This is a genomic window from Dinoroseobacter sp. S124A (assembly GCF_049801015.1).
Lineage (GTDB): Bacteria > Pseudomonadota > Alphaproteobacteria > Rhodobacterales > Rhodobacteraceae > Dinoroseobacter.
Window position 1 is genome coordinate 1 of record NZ_JBNAGD010000013.1, and the last position, 22040, is coordinate 22040.

At 62.3% G+C, this 22040-nt stretch carries 17 protein-coding genes; 1 reads left to right on the top strand and 16 read right to left on the bottom strand.

Annotated features, from left to right (window positions below; genetic code table 11):
• The 8 genes from tuf to rpoB form a co-directional block, all read right to left on the bottom strand.
• On the bottom strand, positions 1-1148 hold a 1148-nt coding region (tuf, locus tag ACP15I_RS21075), incomplete at its 3' end, for an elongation factor Tu (RefSeq protein ID WP_424976565.1).
• A gap of 86 nt (positions 1149-1234) precedes the next feature.
• Entirely contained in the window at positions 1235-3352 is a 2118-nt protein-coding gene (gene fusA, locus ACP15I_RS21080) for an elongation factor G (RefSeq protein ID WP_424976566.1), read from the bottom strand.
• A 27-nt stretch (positions 3353-3379) separates the two neighbouring features.
• A complete protein-coding gene (gene rpsG, locus ACP15I_RS21085) occupies positions 3380-3850 on the bottom strand; it encodes a 30S ribosomal protein S7 (protein WP_424968689.1) in 471 nt (156 codons plus the stop codon).
• A 12-nt stretch (positions 3851-3862) separates the two neighbouring features.
• Positions 3863-4234 carry a 30S ribosomal protein S12 gene (gene rpsL / locus ACP15I_RS21090; protein WP_116133146.1) on the bottom strand — a complete coding sequence of 124 codons (372 nt, stop codon included), beginning with the start codon at positions 4232-4234 and terminating at the stop codon, positions 3863-3865.
• A 280-nt stretch (positions 4235-4514) separates the two neighbouring features.
• Entirely contained in the window at positions 4515-5423 is a 909-nt protein-coding gene (locus ACP15I_RS21095; protein WP_424976567.1) for a DMT family transporter, read from the bottom strand.
• 89 nt (positions 5424-5512) lie between these two features.
• A complete protein-coding gene (rpoC, locus tag ACP15I_RS21100) occupies positions 5513-9766 on the bottom strand; it encodes a DNA-directed RNA polymerase subunit beta' (protein ID WP_424976568.1) in 4254 nt (1417 codons plus the stop codon).
• An 11-nt stretch (positions 9767-9777) separates the two neighbouring features.
• The gene (locus ACP15I_RS21105) at positions 9778-10554 is read right to left on the bottom strand and encodes a sulfotransferase family protein (protein ID WP_424976569.1); all 777 of its coding nucleotides are present in this window, start codon (positions 10552-10554) and stop codon (positions 9778-9780) included.
• Complete coding sequence (gene rpoB, locus ACP15I_RS21110) at positions 10551-14687, bottom strand: DNA-directed RNA polymerase subunit beta (protein WP_424976570.1); 4137 nt, start codon at positions 14685-14687, stop codon at positions 10551-10553. Before rpoB ends, ACP15I_RS21105 begins: the two co-directional genes overlap by 4 nt.
• 673 nt (positions 14688-15360) lie before the next feature.
• Here rpoB and ACP15I_RS21115 point away from each other — a divergent pair.
• A complete protein-coding gene (locus ACP15I_RS21115; protein WP_424976571.1) occupies positions 15361-16029 on the top strand; it encodes a YrbL family protein in 669 nt (222 codons plus the stop codon).
• A gap of 160 nt (positions 16030-16189) precedes the next feature.
• Here the strand turns inward: ACP15I_RS21115 and rplL are convergent, their stop codons facing one another.
• The 8 genes from rplL to ACP15I_RS21155 form a co-directional block, all read right to left on the bottom strand.
• Entirely contained in the window at positions 16190-16570 is a 381-nt protein-coding gene (gene rplL / locus ACP15I_RS21120; protein ID WP_424968694.1) for a 50S ribosomal protein L7/L12, read from the bottom strand.
• 72 nt (positions 16571-16642) lie between these two features.
• Positions 16643-17161 carry a 50S ribosomal protein L10 gene (rplJ, locus tag ACP15I_RS21125; protein ID WP_424968695.1) on the bottom strand — a complete coding sequence of 173 codons (519 nt, stop codon included), beginning with the start codon at positions 17159-17161 and terminating at the stop codon, positions 16643-16645.
• 351 nt (positions 17162-17512) lie between these two features.
• Entirely contained in the window at positions 17513-18559 is a 1047-nt protein-coding gene (locus ACP15I_RS21130; protein WP_424976572.1) for a Hint domain-containing protein, read from the bottom strand.
• A gap of 304 nt (positions 18560-18863) precedes the next feature.
• Positions 18864-19562: a 50S ribosomal protein L1 gene (rplA, locus tag ACP15I_RS21135; protein ID WP_424968698.1), complete on the bottom strand. Its 699-nt coding sequence runs from the start codon at positions 19560-19562 to the stop codon at positions 18864-18866.
• 1 nt (position 19563) lies between these two features.
• Entirely contained in the window at positions 19564-19989 is a 426-nt protein-coding gene (gene rplK, locus ACP15I_RS21140; protein WP_424968699.1) for a 50S ribosomal protein L11, read from the bottom strand.
• 125 nt (positions 19990-20114) lie between these two features.
• Positions 20115-20648 (bottom strand): transcription termination/antitermination protein NusG, encoded by a 534-nt coding sequence (gene nusG, locus ACP15I_RS21145; protein WP_424968700.1) that lies wholly within the window; start codon positions 20646-20648, stop codon positions 20115-20117.
• 219 nt (positions 20649-20867) lie between these two features.
• Positions 20868-21068: a preprotein translocase subunit SecE gene (secE, locus tag ACP15I_RS21150; RefSeq protein ID WP_424968701.1), complete on the bottom strand. Its 201-nt coding sequence runs from the start codon at positions 21066-21068 to the stop codon at positions 20868-20870.
• Positions 21069-21204: 136 nt separating this feature from the next.
• A complete protein-coding gene (locus tag ACP15I_RS21155; protein WP_424976573.1) occupies positions 21205-21957 on the bottom strand; it encodes a DUF1013 domain-containing protein in 753 nt (250 codons plus the stop codon).
• Positions 21958-22040: the final 83 nt, after the last annotated feature.

The following is a 22040-nucleotide window of genomic DNA, read 5'->3' on the forward strand; positions in this document are numbered from 1 at the left end:
GCGCCGACGGTGCGGCCGCCTTCGCGGATGGCGAAGCGGAGGCCGTCTTCCATGGCGATCGGGGCGATCAGCTCGACACCGAATTTCAGGTTGTCGCCCGGCATCACCATCTCGGTGCCTTCCGGCAGCGTCACGGTCCCGGTCACATCCGTCGTCCGGAAGTAGAACTGCGGACGGTAGTTCGCGAAGAACGGCGTGTGACGGCCACCTTCATCCTTGGTCAGGATATAGGCTTCGGCTTCGAACTTGGTGTGCGGCGTCACGGAGCCCGGCTTGCAGAGAACCTGACCACGCTCGACACCTTCACGGTCCACACCGCGCAACAGGGCGCCGATATTGTCGCCCGCTTCACCGCGATCCAGCAGCTTGCGGAACATTTCCACACCGGTGCAGGTCGTCTTGGTGGTGTCGCGGATGCCGACGATTTCGATCTCGTCGCCCACATTGATCACGCCACGCTCCACACGACCGGTCACAACCGTGCCGCGGCCGGAGATCGAGAACACGTCCTCGATCGGCATCAGGAAGGGCTGGTCCACGGCGCGCGCCGGGGTCGGGATGTAGTCATCCACAGCCGCCATCAGCTCGGCGATCTTCTCGGTGCCGATCGCGTCGTCACGGCCCTCGAGAGCCGCCAGGGCGGAGCCCGCAACGATCGGAATGTCGTCGCCCGGGTACTCGTAGCTGTCCAGAAGCTCGCGGATTTCCATCTCGACCAGCTCCAGGAGCTCTTCGTCGTCGACCTGGTCCACCTTGTTCATGAAGACGACCATGTAGGGGATGCCCACCTGACGGCCGAGCAGGATGTGCTCGCGGGTCTGGGGCATCGGGCCATCGGCCGCGTTCACCACGAGGATCGCGCCGTCCATCTGGGCCGCGCCGGTGATCATGTTCTTGACGTAGTCAGCGTGACCCGGGCAGTCCACATGGGCGTAGTGACGCGCGTCGGTCTCGTATTCCACATGCGCGGTCGAGATCGTGATCCCGCGGGCCTTCTCTTCCGGCGCGCCGTCAATCTCGTCATAGGCTTTGAAGTCGCCAAACTGCTTGGTGATCGCAGCCGTCAGCGTCGTCTTGCCGTGGTCAACATGCCCGATCGTGCCGATGTTAACATGCGGTTTAGAACGCTCAAACTTTTCCTTAGCCATGATGGCCTCCTTGTCTCTTGTCGGGGTGGCGGGGTCGGCCCCGCCCTACGGTGTTGGGTAGGGCGGGGATCCCCCCGCCGTCCCGGTTATGCAAATTTCTCTTGGATTTCCTGGCTGATATTCGCCGGAACCGGATCATAGTGATCGAACTGCATCGTAAACTGCGCCCGGCCCGAAGACATGGAGCGCAGGGTGTTGATGTAGCCGAACATGTTGGCCAGCGGGACGAAGGCGTTGATTGCCACGGCGTTGCCGCGCGGCTCCTGCCCGGTGACCTGCCCGCGACGGGAGGTCAGGTCGCCGATGATGCCACCGGTGTAGTCTTCGGGTGTCACCACCTCGACCTTCATCACCGGCTCAAGCAGCTTGGCGCCCGCTTTCTTCATGCCTTCGCGCATGCCCATACGAGCGGCGATTTCGAAGGCCAGAACGCTGGAGTCCACGTCGTGGAACTTGCCGTCGATCAGAGCAACCTTGAAGTCGATGACCGGGAAGCCAGCCAGCGGGCCGCTATCCATCACCGAGTTGATGCCTTTTTCCACGCCCGGGATATATTCCTTGGGCACAGCACCACCAACGATCTTGGACTCGAAGGAATAACCTTCGCCCGGCTCCGTCGGTGTGATGATCATCTTCACTTCGGCGAACTGACCGGACCCACCCGACTGCTTCTTGTGGGTGTAGGTATGCTCGACCTCGTGACCGATGGTCTCGCGATAGGCCACCTGCGGCGCACCAATATTCGCCTCAACCTTGAACTCGCGCTTCAGGCGATCCACCAGGATGTCCAGGTGAAGTTCGCCCATGCCCTTCATGATGGTCTGACCGGACTCGAGGTCGGTCTCAACCCGGAAGGACGGATCCTCGGCTGCGAGACGCTGCAGACCCTGAGACATCTTCTCCTGGTCGGCTTTGGTCTTCGGCTCGACGGCGATCTCGATCACCGGATCGGGGAAGGTCATGGTTTCGAGAACAACCTGGTCCTTCTCATCCGACAGCGTATCACCGGTTGTGGTGTCCTTCAGGCCCGCAAGCGCAATAATGTCACCGGCAAATGCCTCAGTGATCTCATCCTGCTTGTTGGAGTGCATCATCACCATCCGGCCGATGCGCTCTTTCTTGCCCTTCGTGGTGTTCATCAGGCTGTCACCCTTTGCCAGGGTGCCCGAATAGATCCGCGTGAAGGTCAGCGTGCCCATATAGGGGTCGTTCATGATTTTGAACGCGAGGCCCGAGAACGGCATGTTGTCATCCGCACGACGTGCAATATCGCGGGTTTCTGTCTCGTCGCCCGGCTTGAAGCCCATGTAGTCGACCACGTCGACCGGGCTCGGCAGGAAGTCGATCACAGCGTTGAGCAGGGGCTGAACACCCTTGTTCTTGAACGCGGAGCCGCACAGCACGGGGATGAAAGCGATCTCGAGGGTGCCCTTGCGGATCAGCGCGCGCAGCGTGTCCACGTCGGGCTCGTTGCCTTCGAGGTATTCCATCATGGCGTCGTCATCCATCTCGACCGCAGTCTCGATGAGCTTGGCACGCCATTCGTCGGCAGTTTCCTTCAGGCTGTCGCGGATCGGGCGACGCTCCCAGGAAGCGCCCAGGTCTTCACCGGCCCAGACCCACTCTTCCATGGTGATCAGGTCGACGATGCCTTCGAGCTCGTTCTCCGCCCCGATCGGGATCTGAATGGGTGCGGGGATGGCCCCGGTGCGGTCCTGGATCATCTCGACGCAGTTGAAGAAATCTGCGCCGATCTTGTCCATCTTGTTGACGAAGACGATCCGCGGAACCTTGTAGCGGTCAGCCTGACGCCACACGGTCTCGGTCTGGGGCTCCACACCAGCGTTTGCGTCGAGCACGGCAACCGCACCGTCGAGAACGGCGAGCGAACGCTCCACCTCGATGGTGAAGTCCACGTGACCCGGCGTGTCGATGATGTTCATCCGGTGCTTTTCCGTCTGAGCCGTCGCGCCGTCTTCGGTGCGCTCCCAGAAGGTGGTGGTCGCAGCAGAGGTGATCGTGATGCCACGCTCCTGCTCCTGCTCCATCCAGTCCATGGTGGCCGCGCCATCATGAACTTCGCCGATGTTGTGGGACTTGCCGGTGTAATACAGGATGCGCTCGGAGCAGGTGGTTTTGCCTGCATCGATATGCGCCATGATCCCGAAGTTACGGTAGCGGTCGAGGGGATAGTCGCGTGCCATTGGGTTCGGTCCTAGGCTGAAGGAATGTTACCAGCGGTAATGGCTGAAAGCTTTGTTGGCTTCGGCCATCTTGTGCGTGTCTTCGCGCTTTTTAACGGCGGAACCACGGGAGTTCACGGCATCGACCAGCTCGCCGGCGAGACGCTCTTCCATGGTGTTCTCGTTGCGCGCGCGGGAGGCGTTGATCAACCAGCGGATGGCCAGGGCTTCGCGGCGCTCGGGACGCACTTCGACCGGCACCTGGTAGGTGGCACCACCAACCCGGCGGGAGCGAACCTCGACCGACGGTTTGATGTTGTCGAGGCATTCGTGGAACACTTCGAGCGGCGAGCGCTTCAGCTTACCCTCAACGCGATCAAACGCGTTGTAGACGATCTTCTCAGCGGCGGACTTCTTGCCGTCGATCATCAGGTTGTTCATGAACTTGGTCAGAACGCGGTCGCCAAATTTGGCGTCCGGCAGAACTTCGCGTTTTTCGGCGGCGTGACGGCGAGACATCTACTCTTCCTCTTACTTCGGACGCTTCGCGCCGTACTTCGAACGGCGTTGCTTACGGTCTTTGACGCCCTGGGTATCCAGAACACCACGCAGGATGTGATAGCGCACACCGGGAAGGTCTTTGACACGACCGCCGCGGATGAGGACCACGGAGTGTTCCTGCAGGTTGTGGCTTTCACCCGGGATGTAGCTGATCACCTCGAAGCCGTTGGTCAGGCGCACTTTGGCGACCTTCCGCATGGCCGAGTTCGGCTTCTTCGGCGTGGTCGTGTAGACCCGCGTGCAGACGCCGCGCTTTTGCGGGCAACCTTCCAGGTGCTGAGACTTGGAGCGTTTTACTTTGGGCTGCCGCGGCTTGCGGATCAGCTGTTGAATCGTTGGCATTCCGGTTCCCCGTTTAGCTCGTCATGACATCGCGCGACGGTCGCGCGGATTGCGTTAGGCACTTCACGCGTCCGCAAAGCGCAAAACCGCGGACGGACCCTTCGCGAGCCCGGCGCGGTGGAATTCCAGAGGATCGGGGCGTGAACCCGGATCGTGACCACTTCGAATTGTGATGCCCGAGGACCGGCGTTCCGGCACCTCAAGTGGCGCGGGGTATAGGGGGAGTCGGGAGGGTTGTCAACACGCCCCGAAGGCGCCTTCGGGCTTTTCGCGCAGGGCGCTACCGCGCCCGGCTCCGGCGGCGCACGACCTGTTCCCGGTACAGGGTGTAAAGCCCCGTGGCCACCACGATTCCCGCCCCGATCCATGTCAGCGGATCCGGCCATTCGCCGAAGACGAAAAAGCCGATCAGCACCGCCCAGATCAGCGCCATATAACGGAACGGCGTGACGAATCCGATCTCGCCATAGCGCATGGCCAGCGCGGCAAAAGTGTAGCCCGACGCAATGAACACCCCGGCCCCGACCAGCAGCAGTGCCCCTACCCCCGTCACCGGCGCCCAGGGCGTCAGCAGCGACAGCCCCCCGGCCGCCACGGTCACGAATACCGCCATGACGAAGCCCAGGAACACGGCGGGGATCCCCGGGTCGATCCGGCGGGTGGAAAGATCCCGGAAGGTCACGAACCCCACCGCCAGCAGCACCAGCAGCGCATAGGCGCTGAACCCGGCTCCGCCCGGCTGCACGATGCACAGAACCCCGACAAGGCCCACACCGATCGCTGCGAGCCGCCGCCAGCCCACGTGCTCGCCGAGAAACAGCGCCCCGGCGAGGGTCAGGGTCAGCGGCAGAGCCTGCAGCAGAGCACTGACATTCGCGAAGGGCATATTGGCCAGCGCGATGAAGAAGGGGATCATGGCGCAGATCTCGGCCCCGCTGCGCAGCCCGATCAGACGCCGGTCCCGGGGCGCGATCCGGAGGGCAAAGGCCCCGCTCCGCCAGGCCATGCCGCCCAGCAGGGCCATGGCGACCAACCCGCGCAGGAACACCACCTGGAACAGGGGCATCTGCTCGGCGGCGGACCGGATCAGTGCGTCGCCCACCGTGAAGCTCGCCGTGACGAGCAGCATATAGGCGGCACCACGCAGATTGCCCGCGGCGCGGGGCGAGGTGGCAAGGGGCTGGGGCATGGCTGGGTCTCAGGAAGAACCGCGGGGCGGCAAAGCAAAACCCCCGCATCTGGATGCGGGGGTTTCAAGTCTTGGGATCGGGCCGCGGCTTACTCGCGGCTCTCCGGCATGGCGATATCGGACATGTCCATATCGCCCCCGGAGTCGAACACATCCTCCGGAGCCGGCGCGGCGAGGGCGGCGGCCTCCTCGGCCTCTGCCTGACGCTGTTCCAGCACCTTCTGGTCGCGATCCTGGGCGATGCGGCGCATCTGCTGGGTCGCACCTCCGGTGCCCGCCGGGATCAGGCGACCCACGATGACGTTCTCCTTCAGGCCGATCAGCTTGTCGCGCTTGCCCATGGTCGAGGCCTCGGTCAGCACCTTGGTCGTCTCCTGGAAGGAGGCCGCCGAGATGAAGGACCGGGTCTGCAGGCTCGCCTTGGTGATCCCCAGAAGGATCGGCTCGCCCTGTGCCGGACGGCGCCCTTCGGCAACCGCCTTCTCGTTGGCTGCCTCGAACTGGAGCTTGTCCACATGCTCGCCCTTGAGCAGCGTGGTCTCGCCACTGTCGAGGATCTCCCATTTCTGCAGCATCTGGCGGACGATCACTTCGATATGCTTATCGTTGATCTTCACACCCTGCAGTCGGTAGACGTCCTGAACCTCGTCGATCAGGTAATCCGCGAGCGCCTCGATCCCCATGATCCGGAGGATGTCATGGGGGGCAGGGTTGCCATCCATGATGTAATCCCCCTTCTGGACGAAGTCGCCTTCGGCCACAGGGATGTGCTTGCCCTTGGGCACCATGTATTCCACGGGCTCCATCGTGTCATCCGACGGCTCGATCGAGATGCGACGCTTGTTCTTGTAGTCGCGCCCGAACCGGACATAGCCATCGATCTCGGCGATGATCGCGTGATCCTTGGGACGCCGCGCCTCGAAGAGTTCGGCCACACGCGGCAGACCACCGGTGATGTCCTTGGTCTTGGCCCCTTCGCGCGGGATCCGGGCGACCACGTCACCAGCCGTCACGTTGGTGCCATCCTCGATCGAGAGGATCGCGTCCACGGACATCGGGTAGGTCACCGGGTTGCCCGCATCATTGCGCACAGGCTCGCCGGTTTCCGGATCCGCGATGAGGACCTCGGGCTTGAGCTCGTTGCCCTTCGGAGCCGCGCGCCAGTCGGACACGATCTTCTGGGTCATGCCGGTGGCATCGTCGGTCTCTTCGCGCACCGAGATGCCCGAGACGAGGTCGACGAAGCGGACCATCCCCGATTTCTCGGCGATGATCGGCAGGGTGTACGGGTCCCATTCATAGAGCTTGTCGCCCCGGGCCACATCCGTGCCCTCGGCCACATGGACCTTGGTGCCGTAGCCCAGTTTGAAGCTCGCCCGCTCGTTGCCCTCGCCATCGACAATCGCGAGCTGCATGTTGCGGCCCATGACGATGTTCTCGCCCGCAGCATTGGCCAGCAGGTTCGGGTTGCGGAAGACAACCTTGCCCTCCTGACCCGCTTCCTGGAAGGACTGCTGACCACCCTGCGCGATGCCGCCGATGTGGAAGGTCCGCATCGTCAGCTGCGTGCCGGGCTCGCCGATGGACTGTGCCGCGATGATGCCGACGGCCTCGCCCACATTGACCTTGGTCCCGCGCGCGAGATCCCGGCCATAGCACTGGGCGCAGACGCCTTCATCCGCTTCACAGGTCAGCGGGCTGCGGATCCGCATGGAGGCAATGTCGGCCTGTTCGATCAGGTCGGCCTTGCGCTCGTCGATCAGCTCACCCAACGCGACGATGACATCGCCCGTTGCCGGGTCGAGCACGTCCTCAGCCGCCACGCGACCCAGAACACGTTCGCCCAGGCTGGCCACAACCTCCCCATCATTGACGGCGGCGGTCGCGGTGATCGAGTTCTCGGTGCCGCAATCGTTCATCCGCACGATGCAGTCCTGCGCCACGTCCACGAGACGACGGGTCAGATAACCCGAGTTCGCAGTCTTGAGCGCGGTGTCCGCCAGACCCTTCCGGGCCCCGTGGGTGGAGTTGAAGTACTCCAGAACGGTCAGGCCTTCCTTGAAGTTCGAGATGATCGGCGTCTCGATGATCTCGCCCGACGGCTTGGCCATCAGACCGCGCATCCCGCCAAGCTGCTTCATCTGGGCCGGCGAACCACGGGCACCGGAATGGGCCATCATGTAGACCGAGTTTGGCTCCATCTGTTCGGTGGTCTCGGGATCGAAGCGATCCTTGGAGATCTCGTCCATCATCTCGCCGGCGACTTCATCCGAGCATTTCGACCAGGCATCGACGACCTTGTTGTACTTCTCACCCTGGGTGATCAGACCGTCCATATACTGCTGCTCGAATTCCTTCACCTGGTTGCGGACACCTTCGACGATGTTCCACTTGGTGTCGGGGATCAGCATGTCATCCTTGCCGAACGAGATGCCCGCCTTGAACGCCTCGCGGAAGCCCATCGTCATGATCTGGTCGCAGAAGATGACCGACTCCTTCTGACCGCAATAGCGGTAAACGGTGTCGATGACCTGCTGCACTTCCTTTTTCCGCAGAAGACGGTTGACCAGCTCGAAGGGCGCCTTGGCATTCAACGGCAGCAGCGCACCGAGACGGACACGGCCCGGCGTGGTCTCGAACCGCTGATAGATCTCGTTGCCTTCTCCGTCGATCTGCTTGACCCGCGCCTGGATCTTGGTGTGCAAGTGCACTTCGCCCGCATTGAGCGCGTGCTCCACCTCTTCGACCGAGCCGAACACCATGCCCTGACCGGGCAGGCCTTCACGCTCCAGCGTGATGTAGTAGAGACCGAGGATCATATCCTGCGACGGCACGATGATCGGCGCGCCGTTGGCGGGCGACAGAACGTTGTTCGTGGACATCATCAGGACGCGCGCCTCGAGCTGCGCCTCCAGCGAGAGCGGCACGTGCACGGCCATCTGGTCGCCGTCGAAGTCGGCGTTGAAGGCCGAACACACGAGCGGGTGCAGCTGGATCGCCTTGCCTTCAATCAGCACCGGTTCGAACGCCTGAATGCCCAAACGGTGCAGCGTCGGCGCACGGTTCAGCATGACCGGGTGTTCGCGGATCACCTCGTCGAGGATATCCCACACTTCGGGACGCTCTTTTTCGACCAGCTTCTTGGCCTGCTTGACCGTCGAAGACAGGCCCTTGGCCTCCAGCCGCGAATAGATGAACGGCTTGAAGAGCTCGAGCGCCATCTTCTTGGGCAGACCGCATTGATGCAGCTTGAGCTCCGGGCCGGTCACGATGACCGAACGCCCCGAGAAGTCGACCCGCTTGCCGAGCAGGTTCTGACGGAAGCGACCCTGCTTGCCCTTGAGCATGTCCGAAAGCGATTTCAGCGGACGCTTGTTGGCGCCCGTGATCACGCGGCCACGACGGCCATTGTCGAACAGGGCGTCGACGGATTCCTGCAACATCCGCTTCTCGTTCCGGATGATGATATCCGGTGCGCGCAGCTCGATGAGCCGCTTGAGGCGGTTGTTCCGGTTGATCACCCGGCGATAGAGATCGTTGAGGTCCGAGGTCGCGAAACGGCCCCCGTCCAGCGGCACCAGCGGGCGCAGCTCTGGCGGGATCACCGGCACGACCGTCAGAACCATCCACTCAGGACGGTTGCCGGATTCGAGGAAGTTCTCGACCAGCTTCAGACGTTTGATGATCTTCTTCGGCTTCAGTTCACCGGTCGCCTCGGCCAGATCCGCGCGCAGCTGCTCGGCCTCGGTTTCCAGATCGATCGCCGAGAGCATCTCACGGATGGCTTCCGCGCCGATATTGGCGGTGAAGGCGTCCATGCCATAGGCGTCCTGAGCATCGAGGAATTCTTCCTCGGTCATCAGCTGACCATAGGTGAGGTCCGTGAGACCCGGCTCGATCACAACGTAGTTCTCGAAATAGAGGATCCGCTCGAGATCGCGCAGGGTCATGTCCAGCATCGTGCCGATCCGGGACGGCAGCGATTTCAGGAACCAGATATGGGCGACCGGGGCGGCCAGCTCAATATGGCCCATGCGCTCGCGCCGGACCTTCTGCAGGGTGACTTCCACCCCGCATTTCTCGCAGATAACCCCGCGATATTTCATGCGCTTATACTTGCCGCAGAGGCATTCGTAATCCTTGATCGGGCCAAAGATCCGCGCACAGAAGAGACCGTCACGCTCAGGCTTGAACGTCCGGTAGTTGATCGTCTCGGGCTTCTTGATCTCGCCAAAGGACCACGAGAGGATCCGTTCCGGGCTCGCCAACGACACCTTGATCTCGTCAAAGGTCTTGACCGGCGCGACCGGGTTGAACGGGTTGGTTGTCAGTTCCTGGTTCATCAGTGTCTCCTTCACGCGGCCATCTGAGCGAGGTCGAGCGCTCTTGCGTAGTCGCGACGTTTCGCCCACAGGGCGACTGCGAGATCAATAAGCGGCGCTTTCCTCATACCGGAAAGCACAGCGGATTCTTCATATATGGCGGCAATACCATCGGCATCGTCCGAGCGGATGCCCAAAAAAGCGAATAGACTGTCGGCTTCATCGCGATTCCGGAACAGGTCCTCGTAGGACACCACCTTGAACCGCACGCGGCGCGACAGATCGGCATCCCCCCGCAGACGGTTGGCGAACTCTAGAGTTGCCTCTACAGATCGATTGAACGCCTTAATGCCACGCTTGTAGTCACGGCTCGCGGGCCAATACTGAGCTGCCGCGGGATCGGTCTTTGCTCGCTCCGCACGGACCTGAAAGCTGCGCGCGACAGCTCGCGGGCTCCGAAGGATCATGATCACCGACACTTCGCCGTCCATTGCTTCGGCCGCTTCGAACACCTCCACCGGGTTTGGAGACTTGTCGCCTATCACTGTTGCGGTCTGGGCCTTAGCGCAAGCCGCCTGCGTCGCGCGCGCATCGAAGGAAACGCGATTGCAGTCTCCTTCGACAAAAGTTGCGAACCGATCAGGCGTGAACAGGTCTGCCTCCAGGTGGTGCTCATCGAGCAGGCGGCGCGTGTAGCGTTCCATGCCGATGGCCACCGAAGGGTGCGTGTTCAACAGACGAACAAGTGCTGTGGTTCCGCTTCGCGGACAGCCTGTGACAAGCAAGATATGTCTTGCTGTCTCGCTCACTCTTCGCCCTCCGCATCCAGGAGTTCCATGTTGAGGCCGAGGCCGCGGACTTCTTTGACGAGCACGTTGAAGCTCTCCGGCACGCCGGCCTCGAAGTTGTCCTCGCCCTTGACGATGCTCTCATAGACCTTGGTCCGGCCCGCAACGTCATCCGACTTCACGGTCAGCATTTCCTGCAGGGTGTAGGCGGCGCCGTACGCTTCGAGCGCCCAGACCTCCATCTCCCCGAAGCGCTGGCCGCCGAACTGCGCCTTACCACCGAGCGGCTGCTGGGTGACGAGCGAGTACGGCCCGGTCGACCGCGCGTGGATCTTGTCGTCCACCAGGTGGTGCAGCTTGAGCAGGTACTTGACCCCGACCGTGACCTTCCGCGCGAATTTCTCGCCCGAACGACCATCGAAGAGATCCGACTGACCCGAGGTGTCAAAACCGGCGCGGGTGAGCGCGTCGTTGACATCCGCCTCTTTCGCACCGTCGAAGACCGGCGTAGCGATCGGAACACCGCGTGTCACGTTGCCTGCACGCTCCAGAAGGTCATCCTGATCGAGACCGGCAATCGCATCCTCATAGGCTTCGTCGCCATAGGCCAGGCGCATCGCCTCGCGCACCGGGGTCATGTCGCCGGAACGACGATACTCACCCAGAGCCTCGTCGATCTGCAGACCCATGCCACGCGCGGCCCAACCCATATGGGTTTCAAGGATCTGACCGACGTTCATCCGCGAGGGCACGCCGAGCGGGTTGAGCACGAAATCGACCGGGGTCCCGTCGGCGAGGAACGGCATGTCCTCCATCGGCACCACTTTCGAGATCACACCCTTGTTCCCGTGACGGCCGGCCATCTTGTCGCCCGGCTGCAGCTTGCGCTTCACCGCGATGAAGACCTTGACCATCTTCATCACGCCCGGGGGCAGATCGTCGCCACGACGGACCTTCTCGACCTTGTCCTCGAACCGCGCGGTCAGAGCCCGCTTCTGGGCTTCGTACTGAGCGTTCAAGGCCTCGACCATCTGGGCTTCGGCCTCGTCCTCGAGGGCGAGCTGCCACCACTGGCCACGGCTGAGCGTGCCGAGCAGCTCCTCGGTGATCTCGGACCCGGCCTTGATGCCCTTGGGACCTTTCACCGCGGCCTTGCCGAGGATCATGTCCTTGAGACGGGCGTAGATGTTGCGCTCGAGGATGACCATCTCGTCATCCCGGTCGCGCGCGAGGCTTTCGACCTCTTCCCGCTCGATCTGCAGGGCGCGCTCGTCTTTTTCCACCCCGTGGCGGTTGAAGACGCGCACTTCCACGACGGTCCCGAAATCCCCCGGCGGCAGGCGCATGGAGGTGTCACGGACATCCGAGGCCTTCTCCCCGAAGATGGCGCGCAGAAGCTTCTCTTCCGGCGTCATCGGGCTCTCGCCCTTAGGCGTGATCTTGCCCACGAGGATATCGCCCGGCCCGACATCGGCGCCGATATAGACGATCCCCGCCTCGTCGAGGTTGCGCAGGGCTTCCTCGCCGACATTCGGGATGTCGCGGGTGATCTCTTCCGGCCCAAGCTTGGTGTCCCGGGCAGCGACTTCGAATTCTTCGATATGGATCGAGGTGAAGACGTCGTCCCGCGCCACGCGCTCGGAGATGAGGATGGAGTCCTCGTAGTTGTAGCCATTCCAAGGCATGAAGGCGACGACAACGTTCTTGCCGAGCGCCAGTTCCCCGAGATCGGTGGAGGGGCCATCGGCGATCACGTCGTTCTTGCCGACCTTGTCACCCACCTTCACCAGCGGACGCTGGTTGATGCAGGTGTTCTGGTTCGACCGCTGGAACTTGCGCAGACGGTAGATGTCGACGCCCGGATCGCCCGGTTCCAGATCCTCGGTCGCGCGGATCACGATCCGGGTGGCGTCCACCTGGTCGATGAAGCCACCGCGACGGGCCATGATGGCCGCACCGGAGTCGCGCGCAACCACGCCCTCGATACCAGTGCCAACGAACGGCGCATCCGCCTGCAGAAGCGGCACGGCCTGACGTTGCATGTTCGAGCCCATCAGAGCCCGGTTCGCGTCGTCATTCTCAAGGAACGGAATGAGCGAGGCCGCGACGGACACCAGCTGCTTGGGCGACACGTCGATCAGGTCCACGCTTTCCCGCGCGGCCAGCGTGTATTCACCGGACTGACGCGTGTTGACCATCTCGTTCACGAAGCCGCCCGCATCATCGAGATTGGCGTTCGCCTGCGCCACGGTGTGGCGCATCTCTTCGGTTGCGGACATGTAGTTCACCTCATCGGTGACCTTGCCGCCCTCAACCTTGCGATAGGGGGTTTCGATGAAGCCGTACTTGTTCACGCGGGCGAAGGTGGCCAGCGAGTTGATCAGACCGATATTCGGTCCTTCCGGCGTCTCGATCGGGCACATCCGACCATAGTGGGTCGGGTGCACGTCGCGCACCTCGAAGCCTGCGCGCTCGCGGGTCAGACCGCCCGGCCCAAGCGCCGAGAGACGGCGTTTATGCGTCACTTCGGACAGCGGGTTGGTCTGGTCCATGAACTGCGACAGCTGGCTGGACCCGAAGAACTCGCGCACGGCCGCGGCGGCCGGCTTGGCGTTGATCAGGTCCTGCGGCATCACCGTGTCGATCTCGACGCTGGACATCCGCTCCTTGATGGCGCGCTCCATGCGCAGGAGACCCACGCGATACTGGTTCTCCATCAGCTCGCCGACCGAGCGCACCCGGCGGTTGCCGAGGTGGTCAATATCGTCGATATCGCCGCGCCCGTCGCGCAGATCCACCAGAGCCTTGATGCAGGAGATGATGTCTTCCTTGCGCAGGGTGCGCATGGTGTCCGGCGCATCGAGAGCCAGACGCATGTTCATCTTCACCCGGCCCACGGCCGACAGGTCATAGCGCTCGCTGTCGAAGAACAGCGTGTCGAAGAGCGCCGAGGCGGCCTCGACGGTGGGCGGCTCGCCCGGACGCATGACGCGGTAGATATCCATGAGCGCGGTGTCGCGGTTCATGTTCTTGTCCGCCGCCATGGTGTTGCGCATATACGCGCCCACGGTGACATTATCGATGTCGAGCACGGGGATGTCTTCGACGCCCGCATCCAGCAGCTCCTTCAGGGAGCCCCCGGTGACCGCGCCATCCTTGTCGACTTCCCAGGTCAGCTCGTCGCCAGCCTCGACATAGATCGCGCCGTTCTCTTCGTTGATGATGTCCTTGGCAGCGAATTTGCCGACAATCCCGTCGAAGGGCACCAGCATCTCGGTGACCGCGCCTTCGTCGATCAGTTTCTTGACCGCGCGCGGGGTGACTTTCTTGCCGGCCTCAGCAATCACCTCGCCCGTGGCGGCATCAACGACATCCTGTGTGGGACGGGTGCCGCGGATCCGCTCGGGGAAGAACTTGGTCACCCAGCCCTCGCCCTTGCGATAGGTGTAGTTCACCGTCTCGTAATAGGCATCCATGATATCCTGCTGGTCGAGACCCAGCGAATACAGGAGCGTGGTGACCGGCAGCTTCCGGCGACGGTCGATGCGCGCGAAGACGAGGTCCTTGGCGTCGAATTCGAAATCGAGCCAGGAGCCGCGATAGGGAATGATCCGGCAGGCAAAGAGCAGCTTGCCCGAGGAATGGGTCTTGCCCTTGTCATGGTCGAAGAACACGCCCGGGGAGCGGTGCATCTGGCTCACGATCACACGCTCGGTGCCGTTCACGATGAACGTCCCGTTCGGGGTCATCAGGGGCATGTCGCCCATGAAGACGTCCTGTTCCTTGATGTCCTTGACCGACTTCGCACCGGTATCCTCGTCCACATCGAACACGATCAGACGCAGGGTCACCTTCAGCGGCGCCGAATAGGTCATGTCGCGCTGCTGGCATTCTTCGACGTCGTATTTCGGCTTCTCGAGCTCGTATTTCACGAACTCCAGCACAGCCGTCTCGTTGAAGTCCTTGATCGGGAAGACCGACTGGAACACGCCCATGATCCCCTCGCCATCAAGTGGCTGGAGCTGGTCGCCGGATTTCAGGAAGAGATCGTAGGAGCTCTTCTGCACCTCGATCAGGTTCGGCATCTCCAGAACTTCGCGGATCTTGCCATAATACTTGCGGAACCGTTTTTGGCCGAGAACGGTTTGAGCCATGCGCGCTGTATCCTCTTGCATCGCAGCACCGCGAGCCTTGGGGGGAAAGCTCGCCGCGCCGGGTCGGATGAAGACCGGTCCTATCCTTGCGCACCGTCCCACTGGCGCGCGCCCGAACCGGAAACCTCATCTGGGAAAACCGCTGGCCCCTGCAGTTGCAGCAAGCGGCTTACCAAGACAGGTTTTGCCGGACACGGAACACTCCGAACCCGGCGTCTCTGGGGCCCTCTCGGGGCCGAATGAAATGCTATGTCAGCTCGACCTTGCCTCTCATAGAAAAGCGCTGCGACCTTGACCCCCTTGCGCGAGGCGGCATTTTCAGCGACTTTCTGTGAAGGGCGTTTCACGTGACCGGGAAAATGTTGCTCCTTCTGTCTGAAAACGCCGAAAAAGCGCCCGAATCGCGCGCTTGCTCAGAATTAGCTATCTAGGTCAGGCCATGGCGGAGTGCAACTGTGTCACGTGCAATTTATTGTCGTGCCAGAAATTCCGCCGACCCGGATGGCAGACGCGCGCATGGCTCCGGGGTGCGCGGAACGCAGCCCACCCACATCGCCAGCGACAGCAGCGCTCCGTGAGACGGCCCTTTCTCCGCTTGAGCTTTGCTGTCATTACAACAACTCTACGCCCCCGAGACCCATACCGGGGACCCCGATAACACAGCAGGGCAGCTATGCTTTTTACCGCAGAGGTCATTGAGCTTTCCGAACCACAGAGGGTCGCCAGCGGCACAGTGCGCTCTGTCTACACGTTTCCCGGACAGCCTGAGCTTTTGATAAAGGTGTTCCATACGCCGGAAAACAGATCCCCAAGAAAGCCGCTCAAGCGATTTGCCTGGAAGCTGTTTCCGACAATGAAATTCCGCAGCATGCTGAATGAGTTGAATTGCGAGTTTCTGGCCACGCTACGGCTGGATAAGGAAATCCGGCATTTGCCGATTTCCCGAATGATGGGAATTGTTCAGACCAATCGCGGCCCCGGTGTCGTCGTCGAACGGATTGCTGGCCCGGATGGGGAGCTCGCCCTGCAGATCGGCCGGGTTCTCCGGGATCGCAAGATCGATGAGACACTGCTGAGCGCGCTGAACAGCTTTGTGAAGAGGATGTTCGACCTGCACATCGTGGCCCGCGACATCAACGGCTCGAACATCGTCTATGGCACGCGGGACGGCACCATGGGCTGCTTCCTGGTCGACGGCTATGGCGAGCGTAACCTGATCCCCCTTCGAAGCATGTCCGCCCGGCTGAACGCGCGGTCGCTGGAGAAGCAGTTCGCGGTCTTCGCCCAGCGTGCCGGCCTGCTTTGGGATCCGGTGCAGCGCAGCTTTTCAATCCCGGAATAACGTCCCCCAAACGGGGACCGTTCGGAGCGGCAATCGGATCGTCCCCCCTGTCCGACACGGCCCGTCGGCGCGGCGGGCAGACCCATCCGGAACCGGCATCCGCGCAAAGAAAAAGGGCCGCGGAACCCGCGACCCTTTTGTAATTCGGAACAGGTCCGGATTACTTGAGCTCGACCTCGGCGCCAGCTGCTTCCAGCTTGCCTTTGATCTCTTCGGCTTCGGCTTTGTCGACGCCTTCTTTGACAGCTTTGCCGCCAGCTTCGACCAGCTCCTTGGCTTCTTTCAGGCCAAGACCGGTGATCGCGCGGACCTCTTTGATGACGTTGATCTTCTGACCGCCAGCGGCCTTCAGGATCACGTCAAATTCGGTCTGCTCTTCGGCTGCGCCGCCGGCGTCGCCGCCTGCCGGGCCTGCCATCATCACTGCGCCGCCAGCGGCGGGCTCGATGCCGTACTCATCCTTGAGGATGGTTTTCAGTTCTTGTGCTTCGAGAAGCGTCAGACCAACGATCTCTTCTGCAAGTTTCTTCAGATCAGCCATTTTACTGTTTCCGTCTGTATAAATGTGTTCCAACGCGTGGTGCTAAACCCCACGCAGATCTCCGCCACGGGATCAGGCCGCTTCGGCCTTCTCCTCGATGGTCGACAGGATGCTCGCGATGTTCGAAGCAGGGGCGCCAATGGCACCTGCGATGTTCGAAGCGGGGGCACCGATGCAGGACGCGATCTGAGCAATAAGCTCTTCGCGCGACGGCATGGAGGCCACAGCTTTGACACCCGCAGGGTCCAGATAGTCCTCGCCCATGGCACCACCAAGAATTTGGTACTTGGTGTTGTCCTTGGCATACGCCTCCGCGACCTTGGCTGCTGCCACGGGGTCTTCGGAATAGGCGAGAACGGTCATGCCCGTGAGAAGTTCACCGATCTTTTCGTTCGGCTTCCCTTCAAGGGCAATCTTGGCGAGCCTGTTCTTGGCGACACGAACGGATCCACCGGCGTCGCGCATGCGCGCCCGGAAATCCTGCATCTCGGCAACCGTGAGACCTGCGTAATGGGCTACGACCACAACGCCAGAGCTTTCGAAGATCTGGCCGAGTTCCTCGACCAGTTTTTCTTTCTGGGCTCTATCCACAGTTTCACTCCAACTTGGGGGCCCAATCGCTTGGGGAACCCCGGCTCAGTTTTACCGGATCGCTCCGGCGGTTTTGGTCCTTTTCTACGGAACCAACACCACCAGGCGCTCTACAGTGTGGGCGCGTCAGAGGTACGTCTGATCCCGTCTCGGGCAGGAATTATGACCTCGAGGGTCACCCACCGTCTTGGACGACTGCAAAGAGCCGCGAATCCACGCAACTCCAGCGAAGGGCGGAGTAGACCGAAACGCCGCGCACGGCAAGGCCCGTTTTCAGGTTCGACCGATGGATGCAGGCAAATGACCCTTCCGGGTGGCGTCGGCGCATGCGTGGCTTCGGGTGGAGCCCGCTCAGGCCGGGCGCAAGAGAGCGCGCAAAGCCGCCTTCCGCTCGACAAAGCGGCGCGCCGGGGTCATCCCCAAGAGCCGCAGCCGGGCCGGTGGCGGGACAGCGCGGAACGCTTCGGGAAACAGCGCCGGACTGCGCGGCCCCCAGAACAGGCTCTCGCAACCTGCCCCCTCTGCCAGGAGCACTTCGTGGCCCTGCAGCAGCAGGTGATGATAGGTGATCGCGCCCTTCGGCGTGGCCACGTCAATGCCCGGCCGGTCCGCCAGCTTGATCGCGGGGACGAGAATCTCTTCACCAGCCGCATGCAAAAGCACCCGGTGCTGGCGCGACACCACCAATTGGCGCCGCGGCAGACCCTTGCCGAGCGCCCCTGGCGCAATCACGATCGGGCGCTGCCGCTCGAAGACGCGCAGTCTTTCCTCGGAACACAGACGCCGCCCCGTCCACAACACAGGCTGCGCCCCATGATCCCGCGTAACAACCAGATCTCCGGCCACGATATCCTCGACCGGGCAAGGCCCGATGGGCGTTTCGATCAGGGTACCGCCGGCAAAGCAGGGCAGGTCGCTGCCCGCCAGACCGATATCGAAGATGTCCCAGCCCCCGCCGGAACCATCCCCCGATACCCTGAGGCTTGTGACCGGCACGTGAAACTGCAGCACCGCCGTATCCATGCCCTGCCAGCTGCCCGACGCTGTAAGCTCACCATCGGCATTGATGATCTGATTGCCGCCGAGATCATGAAAGCTGGCCTGCCCCGAAGCAATCATCGCGTTGAGATCCGTGGGCTGCCCGTCCACCTCCACCACATATTCCTCGCCGACATTCGAGCTGGAAATGTAGATTGCCGTATTCGCCACCGGAGCGTCGAACGTCACCTCGACGAAGCCGTTTGATTGCTGGATCTGCGCCCCGTCATCGACGTCGCCCCAGTCACGGGTCCGCGCGTTGGAGGAAACGGAGTAACCCACGCTGGAGCCATCGGGCATCGTCATCGATCCCGTCGCCCCATTGCTGTAATTGTCTATCTTGTCGTCGAAGACACTCATGGATCGGCCTCGCGGTTTCACAAAGCCTTGTCAGAAAGGTCCTAAGGTCCGGTTATCCTAGGGTCATCCCGATCAGGGCCTTGTCCGGCCCGGACACCCGTCACGCATGTTTCGAGTTGGGCATCAACATGAGTGGACAGGTTCGACCGGGCAGTGGCCTCCGCGAACACGGTGGGCGGTCCGGGGCGGGCCCGTACTAGCCTTACGTATCTGCCCGAGGCTAAACCCGGTCGCGCGATGCGCAGCCTCGCAAAGAAAAAGGGCGACCCGAGGGCCGCCCTTTGGAAATCTACCTGAGGCTGGCTCAGTTGCCGGTGGCGCTGTCCACGGCGATGGTCACGCCCGGGCCCATGGTGGAGCTCAGCGCGATCTTTTTCATGTAAGCGCCCTTGGCGCCGGACGGCTTGGCCTTGGAGACGGCGTCCACGAAGGCGCGCACGTTCTCGATCAGCTTGGCCTCATCGAAGGACGCTTTGCCGACGCCAGCATGCACAACACCGGCCTTCTCGGCCTTGAACTGCACTTCACCGCCCTTGGCGGCTTCAACGGCAGCTTTGACGTCCATGGTTACCGTACCGACCTTGGGGTTCGGCATCAGGTTGCGCGGGCCGAGGATCTTACCCAGGCGGCCAACGATCGGCATCATGTCCGGCGTCGCGATGCAGCGGTCGAACTCGATCTTGCCGGACTGGATGGTCTCCATCAAGTCCTCGGCACCGACGATGTCGGCGCCAGCGGCCTGCGCCTCTTCGGCCTTCGGACCACGGGCGAAGACGGCCACGCGGACGGTCTTGCCGGTGCCGTTGGGCAGGCTGACCACACCGCGGACCATCTGGTCTGCGTGGCGCGGGTCAACGCCGAGGCACATGGCGATCTCGATGGTCTCGTCGAATTTCGAGGTGGCGTTGCCCTTGATCAGGGAGACGGCCTCTTCCACGGTCACATCGGTCTTGCCAACCAGAGCTTCACGGGCGGCGCGGGTGCGTTTTCCAAGCTTAGCCATCTTACTTCACCTCGATGCCCATGGAGCGGGCAGAGCCCAGGATGATCTGCATGGCGCCATCGATATCGTTGGCGTTCAGATCTTTCATCTTCGCTTCGGCAATCTCGCGCACCTGCGCGGCGGTCACCGTGCCCACAACCTGACGGGAGGGGGTGTTGGCGCCGGATTTCACCTTGGCGGCCTTCTTCAGGTAGTAAGACGCGGGCGGCGTCTTGATGTCCATGGTGAAGGACTTGTCCTGATAGTAGGTGATCACGGTCGGGCACGGCGCGCCGGGCTCGAGATCCTGGGTCTTGGCGTTGAACGCCTTGCAGAATTCCATGATGTTGATGCCACGCTGACCGAGCGCCGGGCCCACGGGCGGGGACGGGTTCGCTTGTCCGGCGGGCACCTGCAACTTCATCGTGCCTGCGAGTTTCTTGGCCATCTGGCCTCTCCTTCTTGTCAACACCCGGCCGGACGCGTCCGGTGGGCTTCATGAACGGGCGGACCCGTTCGGGTTGCCGTGGTCCGGGTTGGCGATCGCGACCGCCGCGCCTCCCACGTTTGCACTCAGGCCGTTTTCGAGACCTGCGTGAATTCCAGCTCGACCGGGGTGGCCCGGCCAAAGATCGAAACAGTCACCTTCAGGCGGCTGTTCTCGTCATCCACTTCCTCGACGCTGCCCGAGAAGCCTTCGAAGGGTCCGTCGGTCACGTTGACCTCTTCGCCGATGTCGAAGGTGATCAGGCTGCGCGGCGCCTCGGCACCTTCCTCGACGCGGTTGAGGATCTGGTTCACCTCTTCATCGCGCATGGCCATGGGGCGGCCCTGAGGCCCGAGAAATCCGGTGACGCGGTTGATCGAGTTGATAAGGTGATAGCCCTGGTCGGTCATCTCCATGCGCACCAGAACATAGCCGGGCATGAAGCGCCGCTCGGCGGTGACCTTCTTGCCGCGCCGAACCTCGATGACCTCTTCCGTCGGAACCAGCACTTCCTCGATATCGTCCTCGAGGCCCGCCTCCTCGACAGAATGACGGATCTGCTCGGCAATCTTCTTCTCGAAATTCGAGAGGACGCTCACCGAATACCACCGCTTGGCCATGTCGCTCGTTTCCCTGCCCTTGAGGCGCTTGCCGGACGCAATGTCCGGAGAATTCCTGTCTGCCGGACCAACCTCCGGCGGGTCCCCCTTACAAAAAACAGCGTGCAGCACGAATCGCAGCACGCTATTTCAGGGGATGCGCTGGCGTTTAGCCCCGTTACTGGTCGAATTCAACCGGGTTCTGCGCGACCCCGCCTTTCGGCTGGGCAGCGCCCGGGATCAACTTCCGAAGAAGTTCAGGACCGCCTGCAGACCCGTGCGGATCGTCCAGTCCACAAAGAAGAAGAAGATCGCCGTCAGGACCGCCATGACGAAGACCATGGTCGATGTGACCAGGACCTCTTTGCGGGTCGGCCAAGTGACCTTGGAGACTTCGGCGCGCACCTGCTGAAGGAACTGGAACGGATTGGTGGTAGCCATGGAACTCTATCGCCTGACGCTGTTGGATTTGGTGCAGATACGCGGTCGGTGCCCGGATTTCAAGGCGCATTGCACGCCCTGAGACCTCGGCGCGCGGCGGTTTGATCCGCCGCAAGCCGAGACCGCGCGCCCCGGATCAGGGCTGCTCGTCTTCGTCGTCGTTTGTATCGGGCAGGTTGAAGAGGCTATCGGCATCCACGAGGGTGCTCTTGTCCTCTTCTTCCTCGTCATCTCCACCGAGCAGGGTGAAGCTCTCGAGCCCCGAGATCGCCGTGGGCATCCGCGGCTCCGGCTCCATCTCGAGCGACTGCTCGGTCGATACCAATTTGCGACGCTCGTCATCGCTCATCAGTTCGCCATCGCGGGCCTTCTTGGCCGCGGCCTTCTGCACGGCGGCGTCCAGCTCGGTCTGCTTGCAGAGCCCCAGTGCCACCGGGTCGATGGGCTGGATGTTCTGGATGTTCCAATGGGTACGCTCGCGGATCGCCTGGATGGTCGGCTTGGTGGTGCCTACGAGCTTGGAGATCTGACCATCGCTGAGCTCCGGGTGGAACTTCACCAGCCACAGGATCGAGGCCGGACGGTCCTGCCGCTTGGACAGCGGGGTGTAGCGCGGTCCACGGCGCTTTTCCTCACCGGTGGCAGCAGGGTTGTATTTCAGCTTGAGCTTGTAGCTCGGGCTCTTCTCGCCGCGATCGATCTCGACTTGGTCGAGCTGGTTGTTCGCGATCGGGTCGAACCCCTTCACGCCCGTCGCCACATCACCATCGGCGATGCCCTGCACCTCAAGCTCGTGGAGCTCACAGAAATCGGCGATCTGCTTGAAGCTCAGAGTCGTGTTGTCGACCAGCCAGACCGCGGTCGCCTTCGTCATCAATGGTTTTGCCATTGCATGCATCTCCTCAAATCCTGGGCCGGTCGAGGGCCGCAGACATACCTTCCCCCGTGCCGGAAACCGGCGGCACCGACCGT

Coding starts and splice junctions, on each gene's coding strand:
- fusA (WP_424976566.1), bottom strand. CDS start 3,352: ATGGCACGCGACTATCCCCTCGACCGCTACCGTAACTTCGGGATCATG.
- rpsG (WP_424968689.1), bottom strand. CDS start 3,850: ATGTCTCGCCGTCACGCCGCCGAAAAACGCGAAGTTCTGCCGGACGCC.
- rpsL (WP_116133146.1), bottom strand. CDS start 4,234: ATGCCAACGATTCAACAGCTGATCCGCAAGCCGCGGCAGCCCAAAGTA.
- ACP15I_RS21095 (WP_424976567.1), bottom strand. CDS start 5,423: ATGCCCCAGCCCCTTGCCACCTCGCCCCGCGCCGCGGGCAATCTGCGT.
- rpoC (WP_424976568.1), bottom strand. CDS start 9,766: ATGAACCAGGAACTGACAACCAACCCGTTCAACCCGGTCGCGCCGGTC.
- rpoB (WP_424976570.1), bottom strand. CDS start 14,687: ATGGCTCAAACCGTTCTCGGCCAAAAACGGTTCCGCAAGTATTATGGC.
- ACP15I_RS21115 (WP_424976571.1), top strand. CDS start 15,361: ATGCTTTTTACCGCAGAGGTCATTGAGCTTTCCGAACCACAGAGGGTC.
- rplL (WP_424968694.1), bottom strand. CDS start 16,570: ATGGCTGATCTGAAGAAACTTGCAGAAGAGATCGTTGGTCTGACGCTT.
- ACP15I_RS21130 (WP_424976572.1), bottom strand. CDS start 18,559: ATGAGTGTCTTCGACGACAAGATAGACAATTACAGCAATGGGGCGACG.
- rplA (WP_424968698.1), bottom strand. CDS start 19,562: ATGGCTAAGCTTGGAAAACGCACCCGCGCCGCCCGTGAAGCTCTGGTT.
- rplK (WP_424968699.1), bottom strand. CDS start 19,989: ATGGCCAAGAAACTCGCAGGCACGATGAAGTTGCAGGTGCCCGCCGGA.
- nusG (WP_424968700.1), bottom strand. CDS start 20,648: ATGGCCAAGCGGTGGTATTCGGTGAGCGTCCTCTCGAATTTCGAGAAG.
- secE (WP_424968701.1), bottom strand. CDS start 21,068: ATGGCTACCACCAATCCGTTCCAGTTCCTTCAGCAGGTGCGCGCCGAA.
- ACP15I_RS21155 (WP_424976573.1), bottom strand. CDS start 21,957: ATGGCAAAACCATTGATGACGAAGGCGACCGCGGTCTGGCTGGTCGAC.